Source organism: Alcanivorax sp. HI0083 (assembly GCF_001635175.1).
Genome location: NZ_LWFX01001130.1, coordinates 1 through 14036 on the forward strand (window position 1 = coordinate 1; position 14036 = coordinate 14036).

General features: G+C 58.8%; 13 protein-coding genes. 6 read left to right on the forward strand and 7 right to left on the reverse strand.

Annotated elements, in window-relative coordinates:
- Positions 1–375: 375 nt before the first annotated feature.
- The 4 genes from A3754_RS15750 to A3754_RS15765 all read right to left on the reverse strand — a co-directional run bounded on the left by A3754_RS15750 (position 376) and on the right by A3754_RS15765 (position 4246).
- On the reverse strand, positions 376–2028 hold the full coding sequence (locus A3754_RS15750) for a DEAD/DEAH box helicase (protein WP_063520467.1): 1653 nt from the start codon (positions 2026–2028) through the stop codon (positions 376–378).
- A gap of 249 nt (positions 2029–2277) precedes the next feature.
- Positions 2278–3090, reverse strand: coding sequence for a DUF4198 domain-containing protein (locus A3754_RS15755; RefSeq protein WP_063520468.1), 813 nt, complete (start codon positions 3088–3090; stop codon positions 2278–2280).
- 25 nt (positions 3091–3115) lie between these two features.
- Complete coding sequence (locus tag A3754_RS15760) at positions 3116–3607, reverse strand: DUF2271 domain-containing protein (RefSeq protein WP_063520469.1); 492 nt, start codon at positions 3605–3607, stop codon at positions 3116–3118.
- Positions 3608–3640: 33 nt separating this feature from the next.
- Complete coding sequence (locus A3754_RS15765) at positions 3641–4246, reverse strand: PepSY-associated TM helix domain-containing protein (protein ID WP_063520470.1); 606 nt, start codon at positions 4244–4246, stop codon at positions 3641–3643.
- Between the two features lie 159 nt (positions 4247–4405).
- Here A3754_RS15765 and A3754_RS15770 point away from each other — a divergent pair, with 159 nt between their 5' ends.
- From A3754_RS15770 to A3754_RS15780, 3 genes are all read left to right on the forward strand, one after another.
- Positions 4406–5122 carry a response regulator transcription factor gene (locus A3754_RS15770; protein ID WP_063520471.1) on the forward strand — a complete coding sequence of 239 codons (717 nt, stop codon included), beginning with the start codon at positions 4406–4408 and terminating at the stop codon, positions 5120–5122.
- Positions 5122–6471 carry a sensor histidine kinase gene (locus A3754_RS15775; RefSeq protein WP_063520472.1) on the forward strand — a complete coding sequence of 450 codons (1350 nt, stop codon included), beginning with the start codon at positions 5122–5124 and terminating at the stop codon, positions 6469–6471. Before A3754_RS15770 ends, A3754_RS15775 begins: the two co-directional genes overlap by 1 nt.
- A gap of 212 nt (positions 6472–6683) precedes the next feature.
- Positions 6684–8630, forward strand: a complete 1947-nt coding sequence (locus A3754_RS15780) for a ligand-gated channel protein (protein WP_063520473.1) — start codon at positions 6684–6686, stop codon at positions 8628–8630.
- Between the two features lie 80 nt (positions 8631–8710).
- Here the strand turns inward: A3754_RS15780 and A3754_RS15785 are convergent, their stop codons facing one another.
- A complete protein-coding gene (locus A3754_RS15785; protein ID WP_063520474.1) occupies positions 8711–9127 on the reverse strand; it encodes a DUF4168 domain-containing protein in 417 nt (138 codons plus the stop codon).
- Positions 9128–9422: 295 nt separating this feature from the next.
- On the opposite strand from A3754_RS15785, the gene A3754_RS15790 reads away from it, so the two are divergent.
- The gene (locus tag A3754_RS15790; RefSeq protein ID WP_063520475.1) at positions 9423–9950 is read left to right on the forward strand and encodes an outer membrane beta-barrel protein; all 528 of its coding nucleotides are present in this window, start codon (positions 9423–9425) and stop codon (positions 9948–9950) included.
- A 157-nt stretch (positions 9951–10107) separates the two neighbouring features.
- A complete protein-coding gene (locus A3754_RS15795; RefSeq protein WP_063520476.1) occupies positions 10108–10818 on the forward strand; it encodes a phosphoadenylyl-sulfate reductase in 711 nt (236 codons plus the stop codon).
- 230 nt (positions 10819–11048) lie between these two features.
- On the opposite strand, the gene A3754_RS15800 is transcribed toward A3754_RS15795, so the two are convergent.
- A complete protein-coding gene (locus tag A3754_RS15800) occupies positions 11049–11897 on the reverse strand; it encodes a metal-dependent hydrolase (RefSeq protein WP_063520477.1) in 849 nt (282 codons plus the stop codon).
- Positions 11898–12046: 149 nt separating this feature from the next.
- On the opposite strand from A3754_RS15800, the gene A3754_RS15805 reads away from it, so the two are divergent.
- Positions 12047–12451, forward strand: coding sequence for a hypothetical protein (locus tag A3754_RS15805; protein WP_063520478.1), 405 nt, complete (start codon positions 12047–12049; stop codon positions 12449–12451).
- A gap of 153 nt (positions 12452–12604) precedes the next feature.
- On the opposite strand, the gene A3754_RS15810 is transcribed toward A3754_RS15805, so the two are convergent.
- A partial coding sequence (locus tag A3754_RS15810) for an MFS transporter (RefSeq protein WP_063520479.1) occupies positions 12605–14036 on the reverse strand: 1432 nt, incomplete at its 5' end.

The following is a 14036-nucleotide window of genomic DNA, read 5'->3' on the forward strand; positions in this document are numbered from 1 at the left end:
CTAGGTATCGTCGGTCTGAGGTGCAACTCAGCCGATGGATTCTTTATCGGCGTATGAATAGGTGCGGGGTGGGGCCAAATCTCCTACCGTCTGTACCCTTGGGTCAGATGCTCCTTTGGTCCCTCCACCCCGGCAAGTCCTGCATGGTTGCAGGAAGAGCATTCAAACATACAAGCACCGTTTAGGGTGCGAACCGAGCGAAGCGAGGACATCGTCCGGAGGACGATCAAAGCTAGAAGCTAGAAGCCACAAAAAAACCGCACCCCTTCGGGCGCGGTTTTTTTGTAGAGAACTCAACGCTCAGCTGGGCCTCTCAATCACGAATTAACGACCTTCGTGTTGCAGCGTGTTGCGTGAAGCGTGCTGCGTCTCTTCTTACACCATTTCCAGATCCAGGGCCTGCTGGCAGACCCGCGCGGTGCGGATCACGTGCAGCTGCTTCGGCGACAGATCTTCCGGCAGTTCCACGGTGCTGTGGTCCTGGTGGATCTTGATCGGGCCGATCAGGCGGCTGGGCAGTTTGGCTTCGTTGGCAATGGCGCCAACGATGTTGCCCGGCTTCACACCGTGGTCGTGGCCGACCTTGATCCGGTAGCGGCGCATGGTCTTGTCGCTGCGACCCTTGTCGTTGCGGTGGCGAGGGTTGCCTTCCCGGCGACTGCCCGCATGGGCGGATTCGCGACGGCGCGGCTCTTTCACCATTTTCGGTTCTTTCAGAATCAGCGGCTCACGCTTGAACATCATGGTGGCCAGGGCGGCCGCCATGTCGTTGTCGCTGATGTCCATGGCGTCACGCAGCTGGTTGACCAGCGCGCGGGCTTCATCAACGTTGGCTCCAGAGGTGAACCCGGCCAGCTGTTCCTGGAAGCGGGCAATGCGCTTGGCATTCAGGTCATCCACGGACGGCAGCGCCATCTTTTCGATGCTCTGACGGGTAATGCGCTCGATCTGACGCAGCACGTGTTGTTCGCGACGGGCCACAAACAGGATGGCGTCACCCTGGCGACCGGCACGGCCGGTACGGCCAATGCGGTGTACGTAGGCTTCCGGGTCGCCGGGCATGTCGTAGTTCACCACGTGGGTGATCCGCGGCACGTCCAGACCGCGAGCGACCACGTCGGTGGCGATCAGCAGGTCAAAACGCTTGTCTTTCAGGCGCTGTACGGTTTTTTCCCGCTGCTGCTGGGGAATATCGCCGTTCAGGGCTTCGGCACGCAGGCCGCGACGGTTCAGCTGCTCAGCCAGTTCCAGGGTGGCCTGCTTGGTGCGCACGAAAACCAGCACGGCATCGTGTTCTTCGGCTTCCAGAATCCGGCATACGGCGTCGAGCTTGTTCAGCCCGGCCACCGGCCAGTAGCGTTGGCGAATGGTGGTGCCGGTGGTGGCGCCGCCATTGTCGATGCGAACCAGTTTGGGTTGCTTGAGGTGCTGGTCGGCAACCTTGCGAATAACCGGCGGCATGGTGGCGGAGAACAGCGCCAGCTGGCAGTCATCGGGAGTACGTTCGAGTACCCATTTCACATCGTCGATGAAGCCCATGCGGAGCATTTCATCGGCTTCATCCAGCACCAGGGCTTTCAGGTTGTTCAGTTTCATGGAGCCGCGTTCCATGTGATCCATGACGCGACCGGGGGTGCCGACAATAACCTGGGCGCCGCCGCGCAGGCCTTTCAGCTGGGTGCGGTATTCACCGCCGCCGTAAATGGGCAGAACCTGCAGACCTTTAATGTCTTTGGCAAATTCTTCACACGCAGTGGCGACCTGGATAGCCAGCTCGCGGGTAGGGGCCAGGATCAGCATCTGCGGTTCACGCAGGGTCGGATCCAGACGGGCCAAAAGGGGCAATGAAAACGCAGCCGTTTTACCTGTGCCGGTTTGTGCCTGGCCCAGAAGATCGTGTCCATCCAGCAACAGCGGGATGGCTTGCGCCTGAATCGGCGAAGGCTGCTCGAAGCCCTGACGGGCGATCGCAGTGAGCAGAACCTCGGGCAGGCCTAAAGAGGCGAACCCGGAACGGGAATCTGACATGTAGTACCTATGGATTAGGGGGAGGGGCCGAGTGAGGGTCGGCGAGGGCGCGAAGTATACGCAGGTAACGGGAGAATTGCACGTTTTTTCGCCAATTACCCGGGAGGAACGAAAGCGGGCAGGGCGGGTGGTTTACGGGGCGTCAGCGCGGGAATTCGTGCGAGGTGAAGGGGGTAATGGTACGGAATGACAGGGCTGGCGGGGAAGATGTCGCCCGGCCCTGCCGGGCCGGGCGACGTCTGAGCGGGCTTACATGGGCAGGACTTCAACGGTGCCCAGATACTGCAGGTAGCGTTCAGCGGCTTTGGGGTTGCTGACGTTCTTGTCGCCGGTGCCGGCTTCCAGGAAATAGCGGCCGGCGGCGGGCCACTGAATGTTGACGATGCCCTTGTCATCGCTGGTGACGGACCAGTCTTCCTGGCTGTCACGGTAGCGGGTGCCGCCGGGAACCAGTTCCACCTTGATGCCGGCAGCCGGTTCGCCGTCCAGCAGCAGTTTCCACTGGGCGGTTTCGCCAGCGTAGAGGTCATTGGGGTGAGTCAGCAGTTCCAGCTCCAGGCCTTTGCCGGTGGGTTTCAGGCCGGTTTTATTGGGCGCGCCCAGGGTGGCATAGGTTTCCAGGCGGTTGAGCACTTCCAGCAATTTGACGTCAGTGGCGCCTTTGGGCAGCTCTGCCAGCAGCTTGTCAGCGTCTCTACCCCGGTTGCGCTGGCGTTCGCCATCCACTTTATAGGATACAAAATAGCCGGGCTGGGCCACGCTGATCCGGTAGCTGCCTTCCTGTTCCAGCTGCACGTCAAACACGCTGCGGGTGTGCATTTTGGTGGCGTTGTCCACGGTGGCGGGCTTGCCGTCCGGGCCGGTGACTTGCAGACCGTCGACGGGGTAGGCCCGCTCGAAACCGAAGATTTCATTGGAAATGCTGGCGTCCACGGTAATCCACTGAGGCTCGGACACCGTGGTGTGGCTGGGCAGTAGCCACAGCTTGTGGGCCTGGGCGGGCAGGGCGGTGGTCAGCACCAGGGCGGCCAGCGCGGCTTGATGGAAACGGACTCGGATCATGGTGGTGCTCCTTGAGTAGTCGGTGTTATTGAGAGACGGTCAGGGTCACGGTGCCCAGTTCGTCGGTGCCTTTAACCTGTTGCTGCTGCGGTGTTTCTTCGGCTGGCCACCGGAAGGGCAGTTTCACCACTTCGCGGCCCCCCACTTCCCGGGCGGCTTCCACTACCAGGGTGTACTCACCCGCAGGCAGCGATTGCAGGGCGTCCAGTTTGCTGAAATCCACGGTGTGCGTGCCCGGTGAGCGGGTGGCGCCGGTGAGGCCGTCATAGGGGGCGGACTGGCTGCGACCGGTGCGTCGCCACCACTGGCGGATATCCTTGAGCCATTTTTCCTGGTCGTCGTACCACAGCCCCAGCGGTTCCAGGGTGCTGCGATCGGCGTTTTCCACCCAGAAGGCCACATAGGGGGCGTGGTATTCGGCCACGCGCTTGCGGGGGACTTCCACGTCCACCGAAAAGGTATCCGCGAGGGCCTGGCTGGTTAGCAGGGGGAGCAGAGTGAGGTAACGCAAACGCATGGGAAGGTCCTTTCTTGTCTTACATGGCGGTGTTTAGTGCATGAAAAACACGATCAACAGCCAGGGCAGCACCAGCCCGGCCACGGTGACCGGCCAAGTGGCCGGGCGCCGTTTGGCGTGAAGCATCATCAGGCCCAGGCCGGTGAACGCGAAAAGCAGGCTGGCCACGGCAAAAATATCGATAAACCAGATCCACACGGTGCCGGTGTGGCGGCCTTTGTGCAGGTCATTGAAAAAGGCGATCCAGCCCCGGTCCGTGGTTTCTGCGATTACCGTACCGTTAGTCATATCAATGGCGAGCCAGGCATCCCCGCCGGGGCGTGGCATAGGCAGGTAGATTTCGTCGGCGGCCCATTCCGGTTCCCCGCGGGTGTGCAGCAAATCCATTTTCTGCGCCAGCCATTGCTGGACGGCGGTGGGCAGCTGGCCGCTCTTTTGCTCCGCAAGCTCGGATAACAGCTCGGCGGGTAGCTCACCCTGATGTTCGCGGATGACCGGATCGGCGCTGATCTGGCTGGCGTGGTTGAGGGTAATGCCGGTCAGGCTGAACAACACCAGGCTGATCAGGCAGATCGCAGAGGTCACCCAGTGCCACTGGTGGAGTTGTTTCAGCCAGAAGGCTTTGCGTTTTTTATTCACGGTGGAGCTCAGGTCATTCACAACAGAGGGAGAGATGTTAATGAGAATGGTTATGTTTAAATACTGCTATCTTCGTAAAGAATGTAATGACTGGCGGGTTGCCTGAATTCTGTTCAAAAAAAGCTGGCCTAGATAAATGATAATTCTTATCATTCGTGAATGAATGCCATTGCTCAAATTCCCGCACGCTTGCTGGTTATCGAAGATGATTCGGTACTCAGCGGCCATCTGCACGACTACTTTTCAGAGCGTCACTACCTGGTATCGCAGTGTTCGGATGGGCCTGCGGGCCTGGAGGCTGCGGCCTCCGGCGATTATGACCTGGTGTTGCTGGATATCCTGTTGCCGGGACTCAATGGGCTCGAGTTGCTTAACGCCCTGCGTCAGCAAAGCCCGGTGCCGGTGATTGTGGTGTCTGCGTTGGGCGATGAACAGGCGCGCATTCAAGGCCTCATCAACGGGGCGGATGATTACCTCCCCAAGCCGTTCAGCATGGCCGAATTGGCGGTGCGGGTGGATGCGGTGTTGCGCCGGGTGGCGCTGGAACGTGTCCGACCGGAAGACGAAGGGCTGGAATCCGTGGGCAAGCTGGTGCTGCGTGACCATGACCTGGTGGCGCTTTATCGGCACACGAATCTGGGCCTCACCAATACCGAATTCCGTTTGCTGCAAGTATTGCTGGAACATCGTGATACGGTGCTCAGTAAGCCGTTCCTCTACCAGGCGGTATTACACCGCGGTTGCGGTCGCCATGACCGTAGCCTGGATCTGCACATCAGTCATGTGCGGCGCAAGCTGCGCGATGCCGGCGCTCCGGAGTCCGCGGTGCGAACAGTCTGGGGACAGGGCTATACCCTGATCACCGACGCTCTGTGATGTTGAAACGCTATTCCCTTCTTTGGCGCCTGGCGCTGGTTCTGGTGGTTGTTGCGGTGACTACCATGGTGGCAGGCACGCGCATTACCGGTGTCCTGCGCGATGATGCCCAGCGGCTGAACCAGCAGGCGATTGCCATTATGCAAGGTTATGCGGCGGCGGCGGAGCAGGCCTGGTTGACCGGCGGCCAGGCAGGAGTCGATCAGTGGCTGGCGGACATGAGGAGCCGTGAAGCGGGTGATATCGCTGTTATCAGTGCCACAGACCAGTCGCTGAGCAGTGTTCCGTTGACCGAGCAGGAACGGGCCGGGTTGCGCTTTCAGCGTGGCGTGGATAGCCGCATGAGTTTTCGTTACGGCAAAAAGATGCCCTACCTGGGCGTGCCGTTTCCCGTCGCGCCGGAACAGGGCAGCTTGCTGATGCAGTTGCCTCCCCGTTTGCGCCCGGGCACCTACTGGCCATGGGTCGAAAATCTGCTGCTGGTGGGGATGCCCACGTTGTCTGCGTTCCTGCTGGGTGGGCTGTTGTTCTGGCGTGCTCGTGTGCCCTTGAAAGCCCTGCAGGCGCAAGTGCTGGGCTTCAAGGATGATACCCAGGCACGTGTGACCGGCCCGCTGGCAACACGCGGGGATGAGTTCGGGGAGCTGGCCCGCAGTTTCAATCATATGGCGGAACAGGTGTCCGGGATGCTGGATACCCAGCGCCAGCTGCTCAATGACATGTCCCATGAATTGCGCACCCCCTTGAGTCGTTTGTCCGTGGCACTGGAAAGTGACATGAGCGAGGCCGAACTGCGTCAGCGGGTGGACCAGGAGCTGCACCACATGCGCACCCTGGTCGATGACACCCTGGCGCTGGGGTGGCAGGACACCGACACCGGCACCTCCGGCCTGGAATCTCTGTCGCTAACGGCGCTGTGGGACATGATTGTTGAAAATGCGGCGTTTGAAAGCGGCTGGGACAAGCGTCGTTTCCCCTGCGCGCTGCCGGACGATGCGTTGGTGTACGGCAACCTGAATGTGTTGGCCCAGGTGTTTGAGAACCTGGTCCGCAATGCCATTCGCCATTCCCCGGAGCAGGGGACCGTGCAATTGCTTGGGCAATGGGAAGAGGGAACCTGGCACCTGCAGGTAGTGGATCAGGGGCCGGGGGTGCCGGACGACAAGCTCGACCGAATCTTTGCCCCCTTTGTCCGTCTGGACGCCGCTCGGGCTGACCGTAGCGGCTTCGGGCTGGGATTGAGCATTGCCCGGCGTGCGGTGGAGCGGCTGGGCGGTGAACTGTGGGCACACAACGGCACCCCTGGCCTGTGTGTGCATTTGCGCCTGCCCGCCCCGCCACTTGTATAAATTGTAAATCTCCTTTCGTTACAAATAAGAATCAATATCATTCCGTTTCGTGAAGTGGATTCATTACTGCTTCCCGGGCCTTGTATGGCCTGTTTTCCGGGGGATCTGCATCGATTCTTCGCCGCTGGCCTGCCGGGCCGCGCGGTGAAAGGGGGCGGTTTGCACTCCGGTTTGATGTTGTTGCTTACCTTTGAGGAGTAAAGACCATGGGAATGCGTTTGGGGACTTTGGCGTTGGCACTGGCGGCTGCCAGTGGCGCCGGTTGGGCAGACGATGAGGTGCACGAGCTGGGGCAAGTGTCAGTCACGGCGGGTGGTTATGTTCAGCAGGTGGAAGATGCGCCGGCGTCGATCAGTGTGATTGACCGGGAGCAGATCGAAGAGCGCTTCTACCAGGACACCACGGACGCCTTGCGTGATGTCCCGGGCGTGATTGTCACCGGTGGTGGTTCCGGTGATCGCGGTAACGATATCGTGATTCGCGGCATGCCGTCCTCGTACACCCTGATCATGGTCGACGGCAAGCCGGTGTCCACCCGGGAAAGCCGTCCCAACGGCAGCGCCGGGTTCGAGCAGAGCTGGCTGCCGCCGCTGCAGAGCATTGAGCGTATCGAAGTGGTGCGTGGTCCCATGTCCACCCTGTATGGCTCTGATGCCATGGGCGGGGTGGTCAACATTATTACCCGCAAGGTTGAGAAAGAGTGGGGCGGTTCTGTACAGCTGGACGCCATCATCCAGGATGATTCGCGCTCCGGCGATAGCCAGCAGGGCAACTTCAGCCTGAGCGGCCCCTTGAAAGAAGACCTGCTCGGCCTGCAAGTCTATGGCGGTTTTTATAATCGCCAGGAAGACCTGTTTGTGGATGGCTACGAACAGAAAGACCTGCGCAACCTGACTGCGAAATTAAGCCTGACGCCCACGGATAATCATGATTTCTCCGTGGAGGCGACCCGTACCCAGGACAGCCGCCAGGGGCTGATGGGGCGTAGCGCTGCGTCCACCGGTTGTCGCGGTGGCTGTACCGACAGCTTTAGTGACCATAACCGTGAATCTTTCGCGCTGACCCACACTGGCCGCTGGGCTATCGGTACCTCCGATACCTATGTGCAGCGTGAAAAGGCGGAAAACGAAAGCCGCGAAATGACCATCACCAATACCAATGCCAAGACGGCGCTGGTGATGCCCATGGGTAATCATATGGTGACGGTAGGCGCCGATTTCACGGAAGAGAAGCTGGACGACAAAACCTCCAACCGGATCTCCGATCGCACTAACATTGAGTCATCCAAGTACGCCCTGTTTGCGGAAGATGAGTGGATGCTGACTGATACTTTCTCGGTCACTGCGGGGGCCCGCATGGATGATGATGAGAATTTCGGCACCCATGTTAGTCCGCGCCTGTATGGTGTGTGGGGATTCAGCCCGCGATGGACTGTGAAGGGGGGTGTCTCCAGCGGTTTCCGCTCTCCGTCGCTGCGTGAACTAACGCCGGATTGGGGGCAGGTAAGCCGTGGCGGTAACATCTATGGTAACCCGGACCTGGAACCGGAAACCTCGATTAACCAGGAGTTGGGCCTGTACTTCAACGCTGGCCGGGCGCTGATGGCTAACGTGACCGTGTTCCATAACGACTTCAAGGACAAGATTACCCGTATTACCTGCCCCATCAGCATCTGCCCGGACGGTCCGAACCAGTTCGGTTCCGATCCTACCTACCGGGTAAATGTGGATGAAGCGGAAACCCAGGGGGTGGAAGCGGCGTTGTCCACCACGTTGGCGCGGGTGGTGTCCATCAACCTGAGCTATACCTATACCGATTCCGAACAGAAATCCGGGGAATACAAAGGCGAGCCGTTGACTCAGCTGCCGGAACATCTGGCCAGCCTGAACGTGGACTGGCAAGCGACAGATACCGTGTCGCCCTGGGCGACGGTGCGCTATCGCGGCGAGGAAAGCCAGCCGACCACGGGGCCGTCCAGCAGCGCTATTATTGCGCCGTCGAATACGCTGGTGGATGCGGGGGTTGGTTTTCAGCTGACACCGCAGACCAAACTCAACACAGGCATTTATAACCTGGCCGACAAGGAAATCTTCTATGAAGAATACGGCTATGTGGAAGATGGCCGACGTTACTGGTTGGGTGTGGTAACCAACTTCTGAGGTCCGCCTGAGGCATTAGTACCTTATAGAAACAACAACGCCGGCAAATGCCGGCGTTGTGCGTTTTGCTGCGCTCAGGGTTACATTTTTTCCTGAATGCGCGTGCGGAAGTCCGCATCGTATTGGGCCAGTTGGGCAATCTGGTTATAGGTGCGCAATTCCAGGCCACTGTCCTTCACGGCTTCCACCATTTTTTCCTGTGCTTCCTTCTGCACTTTCATGGCTTCTTCAGGCTTGTCTTTTTTGGCCTGCAGTTCCTTGGCATATTTCTGCTGGATGCCGGACATGTCCTTCTGCGCATCGGCAAACGCATCTAGCTGTTTGTCACTGAACTCAGATGCCTTGGGCAGCTGCTGCATTTGCTGTTGCTGCATCTGTTGCTGCTGCTGGGCCTGCGGGGTTTGTGACGCGGGTGCACCGGGTTGCTGTGCGGCTACCGTGCCAGTGAAGGTGGCGGAAATCATCAGGGCGCCGAGCGCCATCATCCGTTTGCTCATGCTTCATCTCCTTGTCAATCGCCCCGAAACTGCCGGGGATTACGGTGTTACCGGAAAATGGCCGAAGCCAAATTACGGCGGCACTGGAAACTCCGACCGCCGTCAGCGTGTAAGTTCGGCCTGAAATGTTAAATCGTGATTCACAGTGAAGCAGTTCGCGTATGCGGTGTGGATCCAGCGCGCTGTTGAGTTCAGACAGTGCTTTCAATTCAGGCGGTTAATCGTTTCAATAAGGGGCAGGAGCGCTACGAATCTGAGACTAGCGGTCTATAACAATCATAACGAGGAGAGCAGGATGCTGAGTTCATTCCCTTTGTCTGCCCGCAACATCGCGCGTGGTGCAGTGTCAGTCGGATTGCTGGCAGGCGCCGTGGCGGTGCAGGCTGAAATGTATGCTGGGGCCCAGGTCAACCTGATGAAAATTGATCGCGGTGCGGTCAGCGATGCGCAACTCAGCGCGCTGACGGTGCGTGGCGGCATGGTACTGCACGAACTGGTCAGCGCGGAACTGCGTCTGGGGGCCGGCTTGAGCGATGATTCCTATCGCAATATCGATGTGGAAAACGACTTTTTCTACGGCGCCTATGCGCGGTTGACCCCGCCTCTGGAAGGGCCGGTGCAGCCGTACCTGATCGGTGGGTATGGTTATGTGGAAAATGATATCAATGGGACCACCCAACGGGACGATGGCAGTTCTTACGGGGGCGGCATCGATCTGGGCGTGGGCCAGCACTCCACGCTGAATGTCGAGTATCTGCGCCTGGTCGACAACGATTTCGGCAAGCAGGAGCTGATCGGGTTGGGTCTTAATTACTCGTTCTGATGGCTTGCCACGGGGTGGGGCGACGGTGGCGGCCTGGGGCCGGCCCATGTCGCCCATATCCCGTTTTGTTATAAAAGTATCACCATATATTCCTTTATATTCTTCCGCGAATTCCTATCATGGCACCTCGACATTCCCGTTTGAGGTGCTGTAGATCATGGGTAGTGCACAGCTGATTACACGTTTTGGTGACAATACCGCCGGCCTCTCCAAAGAGGCGCTGGAGGAGCTGAACCGTGTTTATCGCCCGCTGAGCTTTGCGGAGCGCATTCGTCGTGTCTACGAGGATTTTCCGCCGGATCGCATCATGGTGACCTCGTCCTTTGCGGCCACCTCTGCGTACTTTCTGCACATTATTTCGACCATCCGTCCTGAGCAGCCGGTGCATTTTATCGATACCGGCTACCACTTTGCGGATACCTTGAAGTACCGGGATTATCTGGTCGAGAAATTCGGTCTGCAGGTAGTCGATGTGACACCGGACCCGGATCACCATCAGGTCTCCCAGGAAAACCGCATGTGGGAAACCGACCCGGATCTGTGCTGCCAGGTGAACAAGGTCAACCCGCTGGAAGAAGCCAAGGGAAACTATGATCTGTGGATTTCCAGCCTGATGGGGTGGCAGACCGAACACCGTGCCGGCCTGGAAGTGTTTGAAGAGCGCCGGGGCATGATCAAGTTCAACCCGATGATTGATGTCACCAAGGAAGAGCGTGACGCTTACATCAAGGAGCACGACCTGCCGTTCCACCCTCTGGTGGCGCAAGGGTTTGATTCCATCGGCTGCAGCCACTGCACCTTCAAGGGCGAAGGCCGTGAAGGGCGCTGGAAAGGCAACAAGAAAACCGAGTGCGGCATTCATATGTAACCGCTGGACGCCGGATGCCCGACGATGCACGCTTGCATTCAAAACCTGAAAACCTTGGCCGCCATGTTCTCTGCGCAAAATGCATTACCCGGTTATTGCCTGAATGATAGCCCTGACAATCCCTAAAAAGAGATGCTGCAATAACGACAACTCTGCGAAGAACCATAAAAAAAGCCCCGCCATGAGCGGGGCTTTTTATGGGAGTATCTGGAGAGCTTATGCAAGTGCTTTTACGCGGCGCTGTCCTTGCTGTAGCCATCCACATCACCGATCAGTCCGTCCATCTCTGCCAGAAACTCCCTGTTATCGTGGTCCCAGGGGTGGAAACCGGGTTTGAACCAATCCAGCCAGGGAATAATCACCCGCCGTAACCCGCCGGGTTTGAGCCACTGGAATTTGAATGACATCCACCAGTCTTTCAGGCTGAACAACTTGCCCGTTTTATACATATTGATCACATAGAACGGGTAAAACAGCGAGAAGAAAATTACCGTAGCCATCACCAGCCCGCTGGCGCGTAGTAACCAGGACTTGAAGCCCCGGCCGAAAACCGTGATGAAGACATCAAAGGCCACCGCCTTGTGTTCGGTTTCTTCCAGCGCATGCCAGTGCCACAGTTTCTGGTATTGCGGGTCAGAACCATCAATCAACTCGGGTTCGCGCAGTAACACATCTGCCAGGATCGCGGTGAGATGTTCCAGGGCGACAGTGGCGGAGAGCTGCATGGCATCGGGCAAGCGGTGAGAAATCAGATCCAGTAGCCGGGTGACAATGGCTTCCTGCTTGTCCACAGGCAGACCGGCCTTCACCATTTTCTGGTTGTAATCCTCATGTTCACGGCCGTGCATGGCTTCCTGGCCGATAAAATTACGGACGGCTTCCTGCAATTCAGGATCGTCGATCTGGTCGCGGTATTTGCGCACGCTATTGATGAAGAAGCGCTCGCCCTCCGGGAAAAACAGCGAGAGGGTGTTGAAGAACTGGGAGATGCCCGGGCCCTTGTCGTGCCAGTCGAGAACGGCGTTGTCCGGCACATGAAATTTCAGATTGCGGCGGACGGGCATGATGTGCATTTTCATTGTTATATCACCTTTATCCATGGTCCTGACGTCTACTAAACGCCTGTTGCCACTGAATTACAATTACACTGTGACAGTCAGATACGTAATTGAAACAATCAAGGGATAAACGGTAGGGCCGCAATGGGGGAGGCAGGACAGTGATGCGAATGGGGTGGCGGCTCTGGCTCAGTGCTGTGGTGTGTATGGTGGCAATCGCCAGTGCCTTTCATGTGTTTCTGCTGGATCGGGTGGGCGTGCCTGACAATGGACTTCGCGTGAGCGAGGTCACCAGGGAAGACGGTGGACTTGACTGGACAATCCGCCTTTATGACAGCGTGGGAAAAGGAAAGGGGCGGCGCCGCTGGCAGGCGGCAGGAGAGGGCTACCGCATTGATGTCCAGCGCCGTGGAGAGCATGGGTTCGCGCTGGATATTGCCTATCGGCCAGAGTCGCAAACGCGACATCACGTGCGCCAGCAGGTACGCCTGGCTGAAGGCCCCACTCTGGTGGCCGCCTTCGGTCAGGCTCAGGGTAGGGGTGAAACCCGCGTTATCATCGATCGGGTGAAATAACCCCCTGGGCGGGGGATGCCGTTCACTTGGACCTGAGGCCTTCGCGATGTAAACATCGCTTCCCTCAACTCCCTCAACTTTCGGGATTGCTGGAAAGTTATGCTGGCATGACGACGCTGTTGGCTCCGTGCGGCTTCTCTTAAGTGAACAGCATTACCCCTGGGAAGGGGCGTTTCCGGATGCCGTCTGTTCGTCGTGATTGTCGTTGTCTGGCGTCTTGTGGAGCATCACCACAACGCCGATCGCCGTTACCGTCAGTATGGCTGCACCAATGGCCGCATTGGCATGCAGCGCCAGATTGAAGCCGGTTTTGGCTGCCGCCATCAGCGGCTGAGCGACTTCTGCCGGCAGCTGGGCGGCGGCACCAATGGCTCCACCCAGTGTATCGCCTGCTGCCAGTGCCATCGTATCGGTTAGCCCTTTGGGCATGGCCGTCAACATGTGGCTGCGATAGAGCGCGGCACCAATACTGCCAATCACGGCAATGCCCAGTGCCATGCCCAGCTCGGTAGCCGTTTCCGACGTAGCGGAGGCGGCACCGGCTTTACGGGCCGGGGCAGCACTGACCACCATGTCCGTGCCGAGAATCATCATCGGCATCACCCCAATGCCCATGATGGTCATGCCTGCAATCAGCAAGGGAATGTGTGACGGGTTTTGTACCGGCAGCATGAGTAGCAGACCGATCGCCGCCATCACCAACCCGGCGCTGACCAGCTTCCAGTGGGGCAACCGCCCCGCCAGCCTTGGTACCAGTAACGAGGCGGCGGTTTGCAGCACGGCAGGCGGCAGCATCACCAGCCCGGACTCCAGCGGTGACAAATCCAGCACGCCTTGCAGGTACTGAAAGACCATCAGCCAGGCACCGGATAGCGCCAGGATGGTTAGCAGCATGGCGGCCACGGAGGTGCTGAAGGTGCGGTTGGCGAACAGCGCCATATCAAACATGGGATTAGGCAAGCGCTGCTGGCGGCGGACGAAAATCACCCCGACGAGCAATCCCGCCGCTATGGACAGCAGCGGGATCACCGCGATGCCGTTGCGCGCCATATCTTTCAGGCCATAAATCACGGCCAGTACCATGGCCACAGACAGCAGGGCGCTGGTCCAGTCCTGGGCGCCGGCTTCTTCATCCCGGAACTCTGGTAGCAACAGGGGGCCGCAGATCAGTAAGAGCACCATCACCGGCACGCCGAGCAGGAACACCGAACCCCACCAGAAAAATTCCAGCAATGCCCCGCCGACCAAGGGGCCGATGGCGCTGCCGACAATAAAACCGGTCATCCAGACGGTAATGGCCAGGGTGCGCTCACGCTCGACCTGGAACATGTTGCGCAGCAGCGACAGGGTGGACGGCATCAACGTGGCCCCGGCAATGCCGAGCAGGGCGCGGGTGGCAATCAGCATTTCTGCGCTGGTCGCAAAGGCTGCCATGGCAGAGGCAATACCAAAGGCGGTGGCACCGGTCAGCAGCAAGCGCCGCCGGCCAATACGGTCGCCCAGCGTGCCCATGGTCACCAGAAAGCCGGCGATCATGAAACCGTAGATATCCAGTATCCACAGCAGCTCCGCGCTGGTGGGCTGC